Raw genomic sequence first — 18,284 nt, forward strand, 5'->3', positions numbered from 1 at the left:
AGAAAAGCCCGAGTGAGTAAGGGAGTCGAATCCCTTAACTTACTCGGGCTTTCATCTTGTGAGGCGACCGATCGTTAGGCCAGCTTCTCGCGAATCATTTGCAGCTTCCGATGCGAGCAAGATACGCGTTTGGAAGAATCGCCGAAGAAGATGTTTGCGTCGCCAAGCGACGAGATGTTGTGGATGTTCACGTAGCAGTCCGACGACACGCGGAAGAAAGTTCCGGTATCCGCGATCAGTCGGTTTCTTTCGTCGGCGGACATTCTCTTTTTAATGTTATAGTTCCGTCCGTGGAAGCTGATCAGCCCATGCGTACCTACTTTGAAAAACAACGTGTCCGACTTTGGATCGAAGTCCTCGTATACGTTTTTTTGCTGCAGTGCTACAGTCATCGTTCCAATCCCCCTTAGAAAGATGTTTGCTTGGTAGCGCTTACAGTATAACATAACTTTTGGACGATTGGTAGATATTCTAAGATTAATTATGGGATATTACAATAGAAACCTCGCCTCCGTAGGGGGACCGTGCGGGGCGAGGTTGATCGTTAGTTAAGGCCGAGGCGGATAACATTCCACGATGCTTTGTTCAAATTAGCGGTAACTTTGGAGCCGTCAGCAACTGCATTGCCGCCGTTGTGCGGCTGTACGCGGTTCGGATTCGCGGCGTCGTTCGTCGCTTTCAGATCGCCGTTTTCCAGCACGAGATGCTCTATAACGTGGCAACTGCCGAAGCTGCGCAGATCGACTTCGAGAGGGAGCGGGTTCGCGAGATCCCGATTAACCGCGAAGACGGTTACTTCGCTGGCATCCTCGTTGTAGACGGCGATCGATTCCAGGTACGGAATATCGGTAATGTCCTTCGTATCATATTTCGGCGATTGGACGAGCGGGACGAGCGCTTGACCGCGGCCGTATACGGAGGCATGCATGTACGGATAGAAAATCGTCTGCGCCCAAGCTTGGCCGCCGTTCTCGGTCATGATCGGAGCGATGACGTTGACGAGCTGGGCGAGGCAAGCCATTCTGACGCGGTCGGAATGCTTCAGCAGCGCGATGAGCAGACATCCTACGACTAGCGCATCTTCCATCGTATACAAGTCTTCAAGCTGCGGAGGCGCGATTTGCCAAGGCTCGATCTTGCGGTCCGCATCGTTGGAGTGGAACCAGACGTTCCATTCGTCGAAGCTTAGCATCATCTTCTTTTTGCTTCTTTTCTTCGCTTTAATATAATCGCAAGTCGCGGCCACGGTATGAATGAAATCTTCCATCTCCAGCGATCGGCCGAGGAAAGTCGCGGTATCGTTCTCATGATTCCCGTAGTAGCTATGCAGCGAAAGAAACTCGACGTGTTCGTAAGTATGGTCGAGCACCGTAGCTTCCCACTCTGGAAAAGTCTGCATTCCGCGGCCTGAGCTGCCGCAAGCGACGAGCTCGATCGTCGGATCGACCCACTTCATGACTTTCGCCGACTCTAACGCTACGCGTCCGTATTCGACCGCGTTTTTATGCCCGATTTGCCAAGGTCCGTCCATCTCATTGCCCAGGCACCAAGTTTTGATGGCGTGCGGCTTGGCGTAACCATGGCTTGCGCGAAGATCGCTCCAGTAAGAGCCGGAAGGATGGTTCGCGTACTCGACGATATTACGCGCTTCGTCTACGCCGTGCGTGCCGAGATTGATCGCCCACATGACGTCGGTGCCCGCGGCGCGGCTCCAATCGACGAACTCGTTCATGCCGAACTGATTCGGCTCTATCGTGCGCCAAGCGAGCTCCAGCCGTCTAGGACGAAGGTGCTTCGGTCCGATGCCGTCTTTCCAGTCGTAGCCCGATACGAAGTTGCCTCCCGGATATCGGATAATCGGCACGCGAAGCGTATTAATAAGCTTAAGAACGTCGCGGCGGAAGCCGTTCTCGTCGGCTTGCGGATGTCCCGGTTCGTATATGCCGCCATATACGGCGCGTCCGAGATGTTCGATGAAAGAGCCGTATAGGCGGTCGTCGATCGTGCTGATTTTGAAGTCTTTGTCGACGATCATTTTAGCCGCATGTTGCGTTGTCATAAATCCATCAAACTCCTCAGGATTAATATTTTAATTAATTAGCAAACAAAAAAGTGCTTTCAAATGTATTAAAACCGATCCGCAATCGAATTTCAACCTGAAAATTAAACATTCATTGCATTTTGTTGAATTTATATTTATATTAATCTATATTGCAGAATGGTCGGACGGAGGATGAAAATGCTCAAGGCGAATACGGATCGCAAGTGGTTGCCGTTGTACGAAGCGCTCGCTAGCGACGTGCGACTGCAAATTATCGAACTGTTAGCCGACGCGCATATGAACGTAAAAGATATCGCGCAGCGGATGTCGCTAAGCAGCGCGATCGTAACGATGCATATCCGTAAGCTGGAGCTGGCGGGTCTCGTGCAGACGAAAATGGTGCGCAAAGCCGGAGGAACGCACAAAATGTGTTCGCTCGCGCAGACGGGCGTCGAGATTACGCTTCCGCATACGGTCGCGGAAGAACGGGTGTATCATGAGCAATCTATTCAGGTCGGACACTATACCGCGTTCGAGGCGTTCCCGACGTGCGGGCTCGCGACGCGCGAGAAGCTGATCGGCCACTACGACGACCCTCGTTATTTTCTCGATCCGGAGCGGGTCAAAGCGGCGATCCTATGGTTCGGCCGCGGATTTGTCGAATATACGGTTCCGAATTATTTGTTGGCGAGCCAGCAACCCGTCGAGCTCGAAATTTCGTTCGAAATCGCGTCGGAGGCACCCGGCTCGAACGAACAATGGCCGTCGGACATTCGGTTTTACTTGAATGGAACGCGGCTTGGGGAATGGACAAGCCCCGGAGATTTCGGCACGGAATCGCGCGGACGTTACACGCCAGATTGGTGGGCTCCGCCGCTTAATCAGTACGGATTATGGAAAGTGCTTAGAGTGAACGAGTCGGGCACGTACATGGACGGTCAACGGATCTCGAACACGAAGCTCGGGGATTTGCGGCTGGAGGATCGATTTTGGACGCTGCGGTTCGCCGTGGAGGAAGATGCCGCGCATGTCGGAGGCTTGACGTTGTATGGCGCGGGCTTTGGCAACTATAATCAAGATATTCAATTACGCGCTTATTACAGCAAGAGGAGAGCAAGCGATGATTAACCGCAAAGTATCGAACTCGGAGGGCGGCAAGAAGCTGCACCGCTTCCTAAGGAACTTGATGCCGAACATTCCGCTCGGGCAAATATACAAGATGATCGACCAGGGCAAAGTTAAAGTGAACGGCAAGCGCAAAAATCAAAACTACGAGCTGGTCGCGGGGGACGAGCTTACGATCTACGTCGAGGACGAAGCCTACAAGGAAGCTAGCATCGGCCAGAAGAAGACGAAGTACGTCGGCGTGAACGCGAACATCGACGTTGCTTTCGAGGACGCGGAGCTTCTCGTCGTCAACAAGCCGACGGGGATGCTGACGCATCCGGACCAAGCGGACCAGAAGGACACGCTAGTCAATCGGGTGCATGCATACCTGTACCGGAAGGGCGAACTGGATAGCCCGATGTTCATGCCGGCAACCGCCAATCGGCTAGATCGGAACACGAGCGGGCTTGTATTGGTTGGCAAAACCGCGGGCATGCTGCATCAGCTTAACCAATGGATTCAAAAGCACGAGCTCAGCAAATATTACGTGACGATCGTGGAAGGCCATTTGACCGGGGAAGGAACGCTCTCCGGAGATCTTATCCGCGACGAGAAATCGAACCGGACGCATGTCGTACATACGGCTGAAGATGCCGAGCGCCACGGCGGCGCGGATCGCGCGAAGTCGGCCATCACCCATTATCGCGTACTTCAACCCGGAGCTGCTTATTCGCTCGTCGAGATAGAGCTCGTCAGCGGACGCACGCATCAAATCCGCACGCACTTCCAGAGCATCGGCCACCCGTTGCTCGGCGATATCAAATACGGAGGCCGACGTTACGGCGATATCAATCACCAGCTGCTGCACGCTTGGCGCATCGTGCTTCCGGACGGGCGCGAGTTCAAAGCCGCGCTGCCGGCGGAGATGAAGGCCGTGGCGGATCGGATCGGGTTGCGGGTGTAAAGTTCACGTTTCAGACATGGCATTAGCCCAAATCGCTTGCTATGATGGGTATATCATCTCACTCATCTTCGGAGGGCTAGTCGCAATGGGAAACACGCCAATCGGGCGCATGCGCGCGATCGGAACGGTCGAGGCGCTATCGTTTTTAGTGTTGCTGTTAATCGCAATGCCGCTTAAATACGCGGCGGATATGCCCGAAGCGGTTAAAGTCGTCGGGATCATGCACGGCTTTTTCTTCTCGCTCTACCTGCTGGCGCTATTGAACGCGCTCGTGGTCCGCAAGCTGTCGTTCAAGCAATCGGCGATCGGATTTATTTGCGCGTTGTTGCCATTCGGACCGTTCGTGTTCGATCGGAAGCTGCGCGTGCTCGAATAACTTTATAAAACACAATGAGAGGCCAACCGGATCATTCCGGTTGGCCTCTCATTGCGTTACCGCGGATCCATTAGCATATGACCCTGCTCAAGCGAAACCGGTTTAAACTCGTCGAGAGGCACCGGTAGCCCATCCATCTCCCGATTGCTCCCTACGAGAATAATATTTCCCGCGTCGCTCGTGCCTTCGGGCATCCAATAAGCAGCCGTATGTCCGAACACTTCGCCGAGCGTCGTATGAATGGCGTTAATCCGCGTATCGTTTTTCGGTTTGCCGAATAGGTTCATTATGATTGTGCCATCTGGGTCGAGCTTTTCCTCGGCCAAACGAAAAAACTCAAGCGTACTTAGCGCCATCGGAGTTCCCTTGTGCGTAAAAGCGTCTACGACGATATGGTCGTATATATTCGTGGACTGTTCAGCCAGCACCTCGCGACCGTCGCCGACCGTCACGTTATCCAGTCGGTAATCGAAATATCGCCTGCTCAGTTCCACGACTTTCTCGTCGATTTCCGCGACAACGAGCTTTTTATTCGGATAATGTCCCGCAATCGTGCCTATCCCATGCCCGATGATGAACGCCGTATCGAACGAAGGATCGATCGTCTCCAACAACCGGATGACGGCTCTCTGGTAGGGAAGCACGATGCGGCGAGGATTTCTAAGATCCATCGCGCCTTGGACGGCTTCGTCGGCGAACTTCAAGCACCGGAACTTTCCCATTTCCCCGAACAGCTCGGATACTTCGCAAACCGTAAGCTCGTTGTATTCGCTAGTTTCCTTGGCGAGTATGTGCATCGTCCGCTCTCCTACGCAAGCGACTCCGTTATCGTTCCGGCACGCTTATCCTTTTTTGACGAATTCAGATTCGCCGTGATTCGTTCCTAACATCCTCAAGCATACTATCATAGTCTTCCAAAGCTGACAAACGCAGGCGAAGCCATCGTACGACTGACATTAGCACGTGTACTCCGAGTTGATTTTCGGTTCATGCTGCGTTCATAATAGTCTATTATGATGTTATTTACATATGATTTTAAGTTACCACACCTAACGCGGAGATGATGCTCGCATGTTGAAGTTGTTTCGGTTTCTGAAGCCTTATCGCTGGATCGTTGCGCTCGTGCTGGTGCTGATCTTGCTGCAGTCGCTGTGCGATCTGTACTTGCCGACGCTCATGTCGGACATCGTGGATAAGGGCGTTATTCCCGGCGACAAGCCGTACATCTGGCGAATCGGCGGCTTCATGCTGCTCGTGACCGCGTTCGGCACCATTGTATCCGTAGCCGCGAGCTATGTGTCGTCGCGCATCGCGACGAGCTTCGGCCGCGACGTGAGAAGCAAGACGTTCAAGCACGTCTCGAAGTTCTCGCTGCAGGAGTTCGACAAGATCGGTACGGCGTCGCTCATTACGCGCACGACGAACGATATTAACCAAGTGCAGCAAGTGCTAATCATGATGATCCGGCTGATGGTGTCGGCACCGATGATGTGTATCGGCGGACTGATCATGGCCGTATCCAAAGACGCTACGCTGTCTCTTATTTTCGTCGCCGCCATTCCGATTCTCGCGCTAACGATTTTCATTATCGCTCGCAGGGGCATCCCGTATTTCCGCGTCATGCAGAAGAAAGTCGACAAGCTGAACCTCGTGCTGCGCGAAAACTTGACCGGTATGCGCGTCGTCCGTTCGTTCAACCGGGGCGAGCATGAGAGCAAACGGTTCGAGCAGGCGAACGCCGATCTTACCGCGACGGCCGTCAAAGTCAATCAAATTATGGCGTTCATGATGCCGATGATGATGATCATATTGAACTTCTCGTCGATCGCGATCATTTGGTTCGGCGGTCTTCGGATCAACAGCGGCCATATGGAGGTCGGCGATCTGATGGCGTTCCTGCAATACGCGATGCAGATCATGTTCTCGCTCATGATGGTATCGATGATGTTCGTCATGGTGCCACGCGCCGCTGCTTCCGCGGTTCGGATCAACGAGGTGCTCGCGATGGAGCCGGTCATTAAGGAAGCGGAAGCGACAGCCGACAACGGTGACGAAGGCGAAGGCGTCGAAGCTGACGAACAACCCGCAGCTCCGCGCGGCGTCGTCGCGTTCGATCAAGTCACGTTCCGATATCCCGGGGCGGAAAATGCGGCCGTCGAAGCGATCAGCTTCTCGGCGAATCCGGGGGAAGTTACGGCGATTATCGGCGGAACGGGATCTGGGAAAACAACGCTGCTCAATCTCATGACGAGATTTTACGATACGGGCGAAGGCGCCGTGACGATCGACGGGATAGACGTGCGCGAAGTGCCGCTTGAGCAGCTTCGTTCGCTGATTGGACTCGTCCCGCAGAAGGCGATGCTCTTCACGGGCACGATCGCCGACAATATCCGCTTCGGCAAAAACGATGCGAAGGAAGAAGAAGTAGCGCACGCGGCGGATACCGCTCAGGCGACCGAATTCATAAGCGGGATGCCCGAAGGGTTTAACACGCCGATCGCGCAAGGCGGAACGAACGTCTCCGGCGGACAACGGCAGCGGCTATCGATCGCTCGCGCGCTTGTCAGACAACCGCGTATTTACTTGTTCGACGATAGCTTCTCGGCGCTCGACTTCAAGACGGATGCCAAGCTACGGGCGGCGCTGAAACAGGAGACGGCGGATTCGACGGTTATTATCGTCGCCCAGCGGGTCAGCACGGTCATGGACGCCGACCGCATCATCGTATTGGAAGACGGCCGGATCGTCGGCAACGGCAACCATAGAGAGCTGATGGCAAGCTCGAACGTATACAGAGAAATCGTGGCGTCGCAGCTGTCCGAGGAGGAGATCGCATGAGCCAACAACAACATCAACGCGCGCCAGGCGGTCCTGGTGCTGGTCCCGGTCCCGGCAGAGGACCGATGGGCGGCGGCTTCGGCGGCATGGGCGGTTTCGGGATGCCCGGACAGAAGCCGAAAAACTTCAAAGGCACGTTGCGCAGACTCGTACGCTATCTGAAGCCGTACCGAACTAACCTGCTCATCGTGTTCATTACGGCTATTTTGAGCACGACGTTCACGATTTTCAGCCCGAAGCTACTCGGTCATGCGACGACTCGCCTGTTCGAAGGTTTAATTAGCAAGGCCAATGGCGGCACGGGCATCGACTTCGGACCGATCGCAAACATCATTTTTCTCCTTATGGGCTTATATGTCGTCAGTTCTCTCTTTACCTATATTCAGCAATTCGTCATGGCTGGCGTCGCGCAAAAGACGGTCTATGGGCTGCGCAACGAAGTGAACGAGAAGCTTGGCAAGCTGCCGCTGAAATTTTTCGACTCGCGGACGCACGGGGAAATTCTTAGCCGCGCGGTCAACGACGTAGACAATATTAGCAACACGCTTCAGCAGAGCATGACTCAGCTCATCACTTCGATTATATCGATCTTGGGCGTCATTATCATGATGCTGACGATCAGTCCAATGCTCACTTTGATCGTGCTGATTACGCTGCCTTTATCCGTCCTCGTCATCAGAGGCATAGCGAAGAAGTCTCAAGCGTATTTCAAAACGCAGCAGATGGAGCTCGGCAAGCTGAACGGGCACGTCGAGGAAATGTACACCGGACATCAGATCGTGAAAGCATTCGGGCAAGAGGAGCAATCGGTCGAACGGTTCGACGATATCAACGAGCGCTTATACGCGTCCGGCTGGCGCGCTCAGTTCGTATCCGGCGCCATCATGCCGCTTATGAACATGGTGAGCAACATCGGGTACGTATTCATCGCCGTTATCGGCGGCATTTTGGTTACGCGCAACGCGATCAAAATCGGAGATATTCAGGCGTTCATCCAATACATGAGACAATTCTCGATGCCGCTCGCCCAAACGGCGAACATCGCGAACATTATTCAATCGACGATCGCGTCCGCGGAGCGGGTATTCGAGCTATTGGACGAAACGGAAGAGGTGCCGGAAGCGGCGTCCGCGGTCAAGCTGGAATCTCCGAAAGGCCATGTCGAGCTTCGCGACGTCAGCTTCGGCTATAAAGAAGACGCGATGCTCATCGAGCATATGAACATCAATGTTCGGAGCGGACAGACGGTGGCGATCGTTGGTCCGACCGGCGCCGGCAAAACGACGCTCGTCAACTTGCTGATGCGGTTTTACGAGTTGAACGGCGGGGAGATTACCGTCGACGGCGTTAATATTACGCGGATGCAGCGCGGAGAGCTTCGGAGCTTATTCGGCATGGTGCTTCAGGATACTTGGTTGTTCAACGGAACGATCCGCGACAATATCGCCTATGGCCGACTCGGCGTATCGGAAGAGGAGATCGTACAAGCGGCTCGCGCCGCGCACGCGGATCACTTCATCCGCACGTTGCCGGAAGGCTACGATACGATGTTGAACGAAGAAGCTTCGAACTTGTCGCAAGGGCAGAAACAGCTGCTGACGATCGCCCGCGCGATTTTGGCGGATCCGGCGATTTTGATTTTGGACGAAGCGACGAGCAGCGTAGATACGCGGACGGAAGCGCATATCCAGAAGGCGATGCAAGAGTTGATGAAGGGGAGAACGAGCTTCGTGATCGCGCACCGGTTATCGACGATTCGCGATGCGGATCTCATTCTCGTCATGAACCAAGGCAGCATCGTGGAGAAGGGGACACACGAAGAGCTGCTCGCGCAAAACGGGTTCTATGCAGACTTGTACAATAGCCAGTTTGCCGCGGGCGGATTGCGCAAGAGTCCGGCTTGACGAGAGGGGAAATTCATCGGATGATGGTTGGAGCATACGGGAGAGGGTTGTGAAAGCATGTCTGAATTACAACGCGTAATTAAAGAGAGACGCAGCATTGGAAGAGTAAAAGCAGATAGCGTGCCTAAAGAGCTTATCGAGCAAATGATCGAAGCGGCCGTATGGGCGCCGAACCATCACGGCACGGAGCCGTGGAGATTCATCGTCATGACCGGCGAAGGCAGATGCGTACTGGGGCAGGCGTACGTGGATTTCGCCGCGGGAGCGCTGCAAGCGCTAGAGGGCGACGAGCTTCAGGAGCGTATCGCGAAAGAAATCGCGAAAGCGTACCGTTCGCCGGTCGTCATCGCGGCGATCTGCTCGCCGTCCGCGAATCCGAAGGCGGTTCGCGCGGAAGAGCTTGCGGCAACCCATGCCGCGGTGCAAAACTTGTTGTTGACGGCGCACGATGTCGGGCTAGCGGCTATCTGGCGCACCGGCGATCCGGCGTATCATCCGACAATGAAAGCGGCGCTAGAAGTGGCTGAGCACGAGGAAGTCGTCGGACTCATCTTCGTCGGTTATCCGGAGCTCGCGCTGCACGCGGGCAAGAGAGTGCCGGGCGCCGAGAAGACGCGTTGGATTGAAGAGTAAGGCAAAAGGGACGAAGCAGCGCGCAACCCATTCGGTTGCGATGCCGCTTCGTCCCTTTTTAATTGCGTCGAGCGACGTCTTGCAATTTTCAATCCCAAGCGGAAAGCCAGGGACGGGAAATGCTCGTAAACCCGTCTTCGTCGGAATAGAGGATTTGGTAAATGTCTTGATTGCCGCGACTAACTATCAGCTTTGCGTATCCATGCTCGTCGACCAGGTCTAAGAGCTCGTAATCCGCTCCAGCGTTGCCAAGCAAGAGACGTAGTCGCTCGTTAGCAAGTGTTTTGAGCGCTATCGGGTCCCCATTGGATAACACCCGGTCGCTAGCTCCTCCAAGTCCGTAGACGCTTAGCAGCTCGCCGTTGTCCGGATCGATTCGAACGTCCGCGAACGCGCCGTCCGTCTGCCCTTCGGGCCGGAGCATGAGCATCCAGATCGTGCGGCTGTTCGAGGCTGTTGCTCGCTTGACCGCGCTGAGCCTTAGATCATCGGCAGATGACCCTAGCGCGTCCTTATAACTACCGATCGCATCTTTAACGCTTTGATTCGTTATCACCGATGCCGAGATCGGCATGTCGGTATATTCGCCGATGATGACGGGGTCAGTTAAATCCGGTGCCTCGAAATGGCTGACGACTTCTTTATCCGCGTTGCGCAGGATCGCTTGATCGCCATCGTAACGCCATGGAAACCGATTGTTGTCCCATACAATCTCGCCTGCTGAGGCAGCCTTGCCTCCCGTCACGCCTGCCACGATCGTTAGCTGCGCGCCGGCTTTTAGCATCGTGCCTTCCGAGAAAACATAACTTTCCCGTTTGTTCGTTCCTTCCAAGCTCCAACCGGTCAGGTTGACATCCTGGTCGCCTCGATTTAAGATCGTGGCGGTTTGCTTGCTGAAATTGACGCCTGTTATTGCGATTCCTTCCTCGAGTTGGAGCTTGGTAACACTGGTGATTTCTCCATTAGCATCTATTAGCGAGGCATGGCGAGACAAGAGCTTGCCTTTCCGATAAGCTTCTTTCAAGGTCGTCTCTCCGGTAACGGCGATAGTGGTCGCCACGCGGCTACCTTCGGCGTCGATCGCTTTGCCTACGGTAACTAACCATGCTTCGAAAGTGTAACCCTCGTAATTCACGGACTTGTTCGTATCGCCGACGTAACGATCGCGCGCGACAAGGTAGAGCTTTGCTTCGCCATAAGAACCATTTACGGACTCCTCGTAGGTAACTGAGGCATGATTGCCAATGAGGGCTAATGCCGGAAAGTTAGTCTGGTTTGCATCGAGCCTTATGCTGGCATAAGAAAAAGGGCAAGGATTTTGATCGCCATCAGGCGCGTCGACGCTCCATTGCGCTTCTAGCTTAGCGAGGGTGGAGGCGTTGTCCGAAGCATCAGGAAGCTCGATAGTTGCTGGGCTTGTATCGTTGGATGCGGGAGCTGAAGCGGTTGCTTGAGGCGTAACCGTTGTCTGAACCGTGGTGTCGTTAGAAGAACATGCGGCCATTACCAACGTCAACGCGATTACCGTTCCGATTTTGCTCGTTATTTTATAAATACGCTTGCTAGTTAACACGGTATCCCGCCTTTGCCGTCAATAAAAATGGATATAGAATCAGGAAAAAAATGTATGTTATAGTTGGGATATCGACCTAATCGGAGGACTAATTACGATGATCAGATTAGCGTACTTATTTCCCTATGTAACTTGGTTCATCGTCTCATGCTTGCTCGTGGAGCAAACGTGGCTAGAAGCTAGATTTCGGTTATATACGTTCATTATTATTAGTTTGATAATTGCGGCGGCGCTCGAATTAGTCCGTAATAAATGGTTGAACGTTAGTCCGGAAATGACGAGAGCAAGATGGATCGCGTATGTGGTGGCGAACGCTTTATTAGGCATCCCGTTGTCGGCCGTCGTAGTGATCGCCGCGGTCCCGTTCGGATTTTACGGACCGTTCGACTTCGAGGATCAACAGGGCTACGAGAACTGGCAGCAATACTTTGTTTTGGGCTACGGGCTTATATGGTTTGTCGCGAATGCGCTCATTATTAAGCCGGTAGACTGGAAGGGAATACTGCTGTTGTTCGGCAGTCTTGTCATTATGCTGATTACATCGACTGTTATCGGGATCATCGCGGCTATATTCATTTAATCTCAATAACGATCGCCGCGGACGAAGATCCCCGTTTCCACCATGCGGAAATATTGTAGTAATAAATTCCGGCCTCCGTGGGAGCGACGATAAGATTACCTTGTACCGTGACATCGGTAAACTGACCGTCTTGCGTCTGCAAATTTGCTATTAGCGTCTTCGGTTTCGTACCGGAATACGATATTTTGATCTCCGATCCAGGCGGGACGGCGGTCGGCTTCTTTCCCTCGAGCTGCGACTTGGCGTCGGCATAGTCCGCGCACGTGTTACCCCAACAATAGCTGCTCTGCGTCGCGGGAATGTTGACTTTACCCGCCGACACTTTCGGGAGCGGTGGCTTATTGCTCATGCAGCCTGTCAATATTGCTATGATAGTTAGGATACAAATAAAGGCTCTCGTGTGTATTCTCATGGATCAACACCTCCATGAAATTAGACGCTAGAGCCCTATTTATTGTTTCAACAAATAAATCTCGCGAGTCACCATAAGGTGATTTCGTAACGTTAACCGCCCAAGCAAGTATCCGTCAGCCCACAACCGCACGCCACCGCCGAGCGGCGCACGATCATGTCCGCCGGAAGCACGATCTTCTTCCACGGCACCGTCGGTTCGCCGCGTTCCTTCAGCCGGTCTACGAGCATCTGCATGCCCAAGTAGCCGAATTGATAGGCTTGCTGCGCGATAACGGTCAAGAACGGATTGATTTCGGACAGCGGACCGAGATCGTCGAAGCAGACGAGAGACATGTCGTCCGGCACTTGCTTGCCTTGCGCCGTAAGCGTCCGAATGACCTCGACGGCTAGCACGTTATTGCCCGCGATAATCGCCGTCGGCGCCGGGTTCATTTCCGCCAGCCAATGTTCGATCGCCGACAAATCGCTCCGCGGCTCGAAAGCGGTCTCCAGCACGTATTGATCCTCGTACGGCAAATCGTTCAGCTTAAGCGCCTCGCGATAGCCTTCGAGCCGCATCCGCGCGCTGGAAACATGACGCGAGCCGTTAATCATCGCGATCCGCTTATGGCCGAGCGACGAGAGATGCTCGACGAGCCTGCGCGCGCCTTCCTTGCTGTCCCCGAGCACGATGTCGCTCTCCATTCCCGGCACTTCGCGGTCGAGCAGCACGAACGGGACGTCATGTTTGCGCAACGTCTCCAAATGCGGAAGCGAAGAGTCGCCGGTCGGCGCGATCAGCACGCCGTCCGCCCGCGTGGCTAGAATCGTATCGAGATAGTCTTTTTCCTTGTCCAAGCTTTCGTCGGAGTTGCCGAACAGCAGGCGGTAGCCGTGCTTCTTCGCGGCATCCTCTGCGCCTCTGGCCAGCGTCGTATAGAAAGGATTCGTAATGTCCGTAATGAGCAAGAAAAGCAGATTGCTCTGTTGGAGCACGAGGCTTCGCGCCATTTGGTTCTGAACGTAGCCCAGCTCGTCCATGACGCGGCGAACTTTCGTGCGCGTCTTGTCGCTTATTTTACCAGTGTTATTGATAACTCTGGACACCGTCATCGCAGAGACGCCTGCTTTGGCCGCTATATCATAGATCGTAACCATTAAGCGCGCTCCTTGTCTGCGTTTGTTTGTTTTTTACTATACCGAATCTAGCGATTGACAGCAAGCATTTTGGCTGTTACGTTAATGTTATCGGTAACATTATTTCGCTATTGGAGGGTTCTTAGATGGCAGACAACGGATTCAGATGGCAAGGCGGTTTTCCGAAAATAGGCATTCGTCCAACGATCGACGGCAGACGCAAAGGGGTACGCGAGTCGTTGGAAGACCAGACGATGAACATGGCGATCGGAGTGGCGAAGCTGCTGTCCGATAACCTGCGTTATCCGAACGGCGCGCCGGTCGAAGTCGTAATCGCGGATTCGTGTATCGGCGGCGTGGCGGAATCGGCCGCGGCGGCGAGCAAATTCGCCAAAGAAGGCGTCGGCGTATCGATTACCGTAACGCCATGCTGGTGCTACGGCACGGAGACGATGGATATGGACCCGGCGATTCCGAAAGCCGTATGGGGCTTTAACGGAACCGAGCGTCCCGGTGCGGTGTATCTGGCGGCCGTTCTGTCCGCTTACGCGCAAAAAGGACTTCCGGCATTCGGTATCTACGGCGAAGACGTTCAAGACGCCGGCACGACGGATATTCCGGAGGACGTCAAAGGCAAGCTGCTCGGCTTCGCGAAAGCTGGTTTAGCGGTCGCCTATATGCGCGGCAAATCGTACTTGTCGATGGGTTCCGTCTCCATGGGTATCGCGGGTTCGATCGTGAACGACGCGTTCTTCCAAGAATATCTCGGCATTCGCACGGAGTATGTGGACATGACGGAGTTCGTGCGCCGAATGGACGAAGGCATCTATGATCCTGCGGAATACGAGAAAGCGCTTGCATGGGTCAAAGAAAACTGCAAGGAAGGTCCGGACAACAACCCGGCATCCATTCAAACTTCCCGCGAACGCAAAAATAAAGACTGGGAGACGGTCGTCAAAATGACGATGATCGCCCGCGACCTTATGATCGGCAATCCGCGTCTGGCGGAGCTTGATTTCGGCGAAGAGGCGATGGGGCATAACGCGATCGTCTCCGGCTTCCAAGGCCAACGTCAATGGACCGACCATTTCCCGAACGGCGACTTCATGGAAGCAATCTTGAACTCCTCGTTCGACTGGAACGGCATTCGCGCGCCGTTCATGGTCGCGACGGAGAACGATAGCCTGAACGGCGCGGTCATGCTGTTCGGCAACCTGCTTACGAACACCGCGCAAATTTTCGCCGACGTGCGTACGTACTGGAGCCCGGCTTCCGTAGAGCGCGTAACCGGCCACAAGCTGACCGGCGCGGCCGAGAACGGCTTGCTTCACTTGATCAACTCCGGTCCGGCGACGCTGGACGGCACGGGCGAGCAAACGAAAGACGGCAAACCGGCAATGAAGCCGTTTTGGGAAATTACGCAAGAAGAGGCGCAAAAGTGTCTGGATGCTACTAGCTGGCGCCCGGCGTCGGTCGAATACTTCCGTGGGGGCGGTTACTCTTCGGACTTCCTTACGCGCGGCGGCATGCCGATGACGATGTCCCGACTGAACCTGGTCAAAGGCGTAGGACCTGTTCTCCAAATCGCCGAAGGCTACTCCGTCGAATTGCCGGAGCACGTGCACGACACGCTCGACAAACGCACCGATTCCACTTGGCCGACGACTTGGTTCGCGCCGATCTTGACTGGCGAAGGCTCGTTCAAGAGCGTGTATGAAGTCATGGACAACTGGGGAGCGAACCATGGCTCGATCAGCTTCGGTCATATCGGCGGCGATCTGATTACGCTCGCGTCGATGCTGCGCATTCCGGTGTGCATGCACAACGTGCCTAACGATCGCGTTTTCCGTCCGCGCGCTTGGGGATTGTTCGGTACACAGGATCAAGAGAGCGCCGACTACCGTGCGTGCGACAACTTCGGACCGCTCTATAAATAGGAGGCCATTCAACGATGAGCAACAGTGAAGCTATTCGCCAGGAGTTATGCAAATACGCGCAGAAGACAGTATCGAACAAACTTGTCGTCGGTCCCGGCGGCAACATCAGCGCGCGACACGAAGGCAAAATGTACTTGTCCCCGAGCGGCTTCGCCCTCGACGAGATCAAGCCGGAACAATGGGTGGAAGTCGACATCGAGACCGGCCACATTACCGATATCGGTCTGCGTCCGTCTTCCGAGGTTCTGATGCATCTGTACGCCTACCGTCAAAATCCGAACATCGGCGCCATGGTGCACACGCACCCGCCTTACTGTATCGCTTTTACGTTAGTGTCCAAAGATTTGCCGATTATGTTCCCGGACCAAGCCGCGCTCGTCGGCAAAACGGTATACGTGGATTACGTGCTGCCGACGACCGACAAGCTCGCGGACGCGGTCGTGGAGAAAATCGAGCATAGCTCGATTTTGCTTGGCAACCATGGTCTCGTAACGACGGGACGCAACCTTCGCGAAGCGTACTACCGGACGGAAGTCGTCGAGGAGAGCGCGAAAATTTATTTGATCTCCTCCGCGATCCGCGAGCCGAAAGTGCTGACGAAGGAAGAGTTCGAGGAGATCGCCTCCTTGGAGAGCGAAGCGTACCGCATACAGCTGTTGCAAAAAATGAAATAATCGCGCTCAAGCGAGGTGTGAATAGGTGACGTTGAACATGGCTACGGGTACGGCCGCGCTCGCTTTCGATTTGGGAGCGAGCAGCGGCCGGGCATTGATCGGGCAACTGCTCGTCGGCGACGACGGCGCGACTAAGCTCGAGGTGACGGAAATCCACCGTTTTCCGAATTACGCGATCGAGGTCGGAGACCACCTTCACTGGGATATTCTGCGATTGCTCAGGGAGATGAAGAAAAGCATCCGCCTGGCGTTCCAGCTCGGTTATGCGCCCGGGACGTTCGGCATCGATACGTGGGGCGTCGACTTCGGCTTGCTGGACGCGAACGGAGAACTGATCGGCAATCCTTATCATTATCGCGATTCCCATACGGACGGCTTGATCGAGGAAGTCGGCGCGCTCGTCGGCCGCGAGCAATTGTTCGAACAGGGCGGACTTCAGTTCATGCCGTTCAACACGATCTATCAATTGTACGCGATGCGGAAGGCGGCTTCGCCTAAGCTGGACATCGCCAAGACGCTGCTGTTGACGCCGGATCTGCTCGCTTACATGCTTACGGGGATCAAGGCTTGCGAATTTACGATAGCTACGACGACGCAACTGTACCATCCGGGCAAGCAACAGTGGAATAAGCCTTTGATGGATCGTCTCGGTATCCCGTCGCATCTGTTCCTCGATCCGATTCAACCCGGCACGATCGTCGGTCCGTTGTCCGATGCCGTACGCAAGGAACTGAACGTTCCCGTCATGCAGGCGGTCGCGGTCGGCACGCACGATACGGAATCGGCGGTGGCTGCGGTACCCGCGGGCGACGAGCCTTTCGCCTACTTGGTATGCGGGACGTGGTCTTTGCTCGGCACCGAGCTGGATCGTCCGCTGCTGACCCCGGAAACGATGGAGCTGGAGTTTTCCAACGAGGGCGGCGTAGGCGGCACGTACCAATTGCTCAAAAACATCATGGGTCTATGGCTGCTGCAGGAATGCAAGCGCGAATGGGACGAAGCGGGCAACGAGCTCGGCTTCGGGGAATTGGTTAAGCTCGCCGAGGCGGCAGAACCGTTCCGCAGCCTCGTTCAGCCAGACGACGCGCGATTCTTCGCGCCTAACGGCATGGCGGATCGGGTAAAGGCTTATTGCGCGGAGACGGGGCAACCCGTGCCGCGGACGGAAGGCGAGATGACGCGCTGCATTGTGGAAAGTTTGGCGCTTCGGTATCGCCAAGCGTTGGAACAAGCGGAACGCTTGACTGGCAACCGGTTCGGCGGGTTGCATATGGTCGGCGGCGGCATCCAGAACCGACTGCTGTGCCAGCTCACCGCGAACGCGATCAGCCGTCCGGTGTGGGCAGGTCCCGTGGAAGCGAGCGCGATCGGCAATATGCTCGCTCAGCTAATCGCTTCCGGTCATTGCGCTAACTTGCGCGAAGCCCGCAAGCTAGTCGCCGATTCGTTCCCGATCGAAGTGTTCGAGCCGAACGGCGACGAGGCGTGGAAAGTTGCATACGACAGATTTACGGCTTTGGAGAAAGGGGCATAAGCGAATGCTTATCGGAATATCTAAGCTCATATCGCCCGAACTGATCAAAGTGCTCATGGAAATGGGGCACGGCGACGAAATCGTGCTCGCGGACGGCAACTTTCCGGGGGCGAGCCACGCGCAGCGGTTAGTTCGCGCGGACGGCCATGCGATGCCCGAGCTGCTGGACGCGATACTCGCGCTGTTTCCGCTAGACCCGTACGCGGTCAAACCGGCGGCGCTCATGCAGATCGTGCCCGGAGACACGGCGGAGACGCCGATCTGGGAGACGTACCGCGACATAATCGCGCGTCGCTCGGGCTTCGAAGAGCCGTTCGAGCAGGTCGAACGGTTCGCGTTCTACGAGCGGGCGAAGCAAGCGTATGCCGTCGTCGCCACAGGCGAAGGGGCATTGTACGCGAATTTGATTTTGAAGAAGGGCGTTATCAAAGAGTTGTAGGCGTCAATACGAAGAAGGGCGGACGAAGGCGCTTGCCATTCGTTCCGTCCTTTTTGGTTTAGGTTCATGAAATTTTATCCATCACGGCTCGTTTGCAGGTAGGGATTTCCATGCAAATGTCGAAATTACTTCCGTATACAAGAGGAGGGATGCG

At 54.9% G+C, this 18,284-nt stretch carries 17 protein-coding genes; 11 read left to right on the forward strand and 6 right to left on the reverse strand.

All coding sequences use genetic code 11. The features are described 5' to 3' along the window. Nucleotides 1-74: 74 nt before the first annotated feature. Both ACFPQ4_RS18225 and arfA read right to left on the reverse strand, forming a co-directional pair. On the reverse strand, nt 75-392 hold the full coding sequence (locus ACFPQ4_RS18225; RefSeq protein ID WP_378113314.1) for a hypothetical protein: 318 nt from the start codon (nt 390-392) through the stop codon (nt 75-77). 152 nt (nt 393-544) lie between these two features. Beyond that, nucleotides 545-2,059, reverse strand: a complete 1,515-nt coding sequence (gene arfA / locus ACFPQ4_RS18230) for an arabinosylfuranosidase ArfA (protein ID WP_378113315.1) — start codon at nt 2,057-2,059, stop codon at nt 545-547. A 180-nt stretch (nt 2,060-2,239) separates the two neighbouring features. On the opposite strand from arfA, the gene ACFPQ4_RS18235 reads away from it, so the two are divergent. The 3 genes from ACFPQ4_RS18235 (at nt 2,240) to ACFPQ4_RS18245 (ending at nt 4,488) form a co-directional block, all read left to right on the forward strand. Continuing rightward, nucleotides 2,240-3,169: an ArsR/SmtB family transcription factor gene (locus ACFPQ4_RS18235; RefSeq protein WP_378113317.1), complete on the forward strand. Its 930-nt coding sequence runs from the start codon at nt 2,240-2,242 to the stop codon at nt 3,167-3,169. After that, nucleotides 3,162-4,112 carry an RluA family pseudouridine synthase gene (locus tag ACFPQ4_RS18240; protein WP_378113318.1) on the forward strand — a complete coding sequence of 317 codons (951 nt, stop codon included), beginning with the start codon at nt 3,162-3,164 and terminating at the stop codon, nt 4,110-4,112. The genes ACFPQ4_RS18235 and ACFPQ4_RS18240 overlap by 8 nt, the downstream gene beginning before the upstream one ends. A gap of 85 nt (nt 4,113-4,197) precedes the next feature. Further along, nucleotides 4,198-4,488 (forward strand): DUF3817 domain-containing protein, encoded by a 291-nt coding sequence (locus tag ACFPQ4_RS18245; RefSeq protein ID WP_378113319.1) that lies wholly within the window; start codon nt 4,198-4,200, stop codon nt 4,486-4,488. A 56-nt stretch (nt 4,489-4,544) separates the two neighbouring features. Here the strand turns inward: ACFPQ4_RS18245 and ACFPQ4_RS18250 are convergent, their stop codons facing one another. After that, nucleotides 4,545-5,285 carry a spermidine synthase gene (locus ACFPQ4_RS18250; RefSeq protein WP_378113320.1) on the reverse strand — a complete coding sequence of 247 codons (741 nt, stop codon included), beginning with the start codon at nt 5,283-5,285 and terminating at the stop codon, nt 4,545-4,547. A 274-nt stretch (nt 5,286-5,559) separates the two neighbouring features. On the opposite strand from ACFPQ4_RS18250, the gene ACFPQ4_RS18255 reads away from it, so the two are divergent. From ACFPQ4_RS18255 to ACFPQ4_RS18265, 3 genes are read left to right on the forward strand one after another with little or no spacing between them, the layout of a single operon-like run. Then, on the forward strand, nt 5,560-7,326 hold the full coding sequence (locus ACFPQ4_RS18255; RefSeq protein WP_378113321.1) for an ABC transporter ATP-binding protein: 1,767 nt from the start codon (nt 5,560-5,562) through the stop codon (nt 7,324-7,326). Next, the gene (locus ACFPQ4_RS18260; RefSeq protein WP_378113322.1) at nt 7,323-9,230 is read left to right on the forward strand and encodes an ABC transporter ATP-binding protein; all 1,908 of its coding nucleotides are present in this window, start codon (nt 7,323-7,325) and stop codon (nt 9,228-9,230) included. Before ACFPQ4_RS18255 ends, ACFPQ4_RS18260 begins: the two co-directional genes overlap by 4 nt. A 57-nt stretch (nt 9,231-9,287) precedes the next feature. Beyond that, complete coding sequence (locus ACFPQ4_RS18265) at nt 9,288-9,863, forward strand: nitroreductase family protein (RefSeq protein ID WP_378113323.1); 576 nt, start codon at nt 9,288-9,290, stop codon at nt 9,861-9,863. An 88-nt stretch (nt 9,864-9,951) separates the two neighbouring features. Here the strand turns inward: ACFPQ4_RS18265 and ACFPQ4_RS18270 are convergent, their stop codons facing one another. Continuing rightward, the gene (locus ACFPQ4_RS18270; protein ID WP_378113324.1) at nt 9,952-11,436 is read right to left on the reverse strand and encodes a lamin tail domain-containing protein; all 1,485 of its coding nucleotides are present in this window, start codon (nt 11,434-11,436) and stop codon (nt 9,952-9,954) included. 97 nt (nt 11,437-11,533) lie between these two features. Here ACFPQ4_RS18270 and ACFPQ4_RS18275 point away from each other — a divergent pair, with 97 nt between their 5' ends. Next, nucleotides 11,534-12,016, forward strand: coding sequence for a hypothetical protein (locus ACFPQ4_RS18275; RefSeq protein ID WP_378113325.1), 483 nt, complete (start codon nt 11,534-11,536; stop codon nt 12,014-12,016). Here the strand turns inward: ACFPQ4_RS18275 and ACFPQ4_RS18280 are convergent. Together ACFPQ4_RS18280 and ACFPQ4_RS18285 are read right to left on the reverse strand one after the other, a co-directional pair. Next, a complete protein-coding gene (locus ACFPQ4_RS18280; protein WP_378113326.1) occupies nt 12,009-12,365 on the reverse strand; it encodes a hypothetical protein in 357 nt (118 codons plus the stop codon). The two genes, ACFPQ4_RS18275 and ACFPQ4_RS18280, sit on opposite strands and share 8 nt — an antisense overlap. A gap of 155 nt (nt 12,366-12,520) precedes the next feature. Next, nucleotides 12,521-13,567 carry a LacI family DNA-binding transcriptional regulator gene (locus ACFPQ4_RS18285; RefSeq protein WP_378113327.1) on the reverse strand — a complete coding sequence of 349 codons (1,047 nt, stop codon included), beginning with the start codon at nt 13,565-13,567 and terminating at the stop codon, nt 12,521-12,523. A 125-nt stretch (nt 13,568-13,692) separates the two neighbouring features. Here ACFPQ4_RS18285 and ACFPQ4_RS18290 point away from each other — a divergent pair, with 125 nt between their 5' ends. Genes ACFPQ4_RS18290 through fucU form a run of 4 tightly spaced genes read left to right on the forward strand, consistent with a single transcriptional unit; the run spans nt 13,693 to nt 18,130 of the window. After that, nucleotides 13,693-15,483, forward strand: coding sequence for an L-fucose isomerase (locus ACFPQ4_RS18290; RefSeq protein WP_378113328.1), 1,791 nt, complete (start codon nt 13,693-13,695; stop codon nt 15,481-15,483). A 14-nt stretch (nt 15,484-15,497) separates the two neighbouring features. Continuing rightward, nucleotides 15,498-16,157 (forward strand): class II aldolase/adducin family protein, encoded by a 660-nt coding sequence (locus tag ACFPQ4_RS18295; RefSeq protein WP_378113329.1) that lies wholly within the window; start codon nt 15,498-15,500, stop codon nt 16,155-16,157. Between the two features lie 37 nt (nt 16,158-16,194). Beyond that, a complete protein-coding gene (locus ACFPQ4_RS18300; protein ID WP_378113362.1) occupies nt 16,195-17,691 on the forward strand; it encodes a rhamnulokinase in 1,497 nt (498 codons plus the stop codon). Nucleotides 17,692-17,695: 4 nt separating this feature from the next. Further along, nucleotides 17,696-18,130 carry an L-fucose mutarotase gene (fucU, locus tag ACFPQ4_RS18305; protein WP_378113330.1) on the forward strand — a complete coding sequence of 145 codons (435 nt, stop codon included), beginning with the start codon at nt 17,696-17,698 and terminating at the stop codon, nt 18,128-18,130. The last annotated feature ends 154 nt before the right edge of the window (nt 18,131-18,284 follow it).

The sequence above is a fragment of the Cohnella yongneupensis genome (assembly GCF_042655785.1).
GTDB lineage: Bacteria > Bacillota > Bacilli > Paenibacillales > Paenibacillaceae > Cohnella > Cohnella yongneupensis.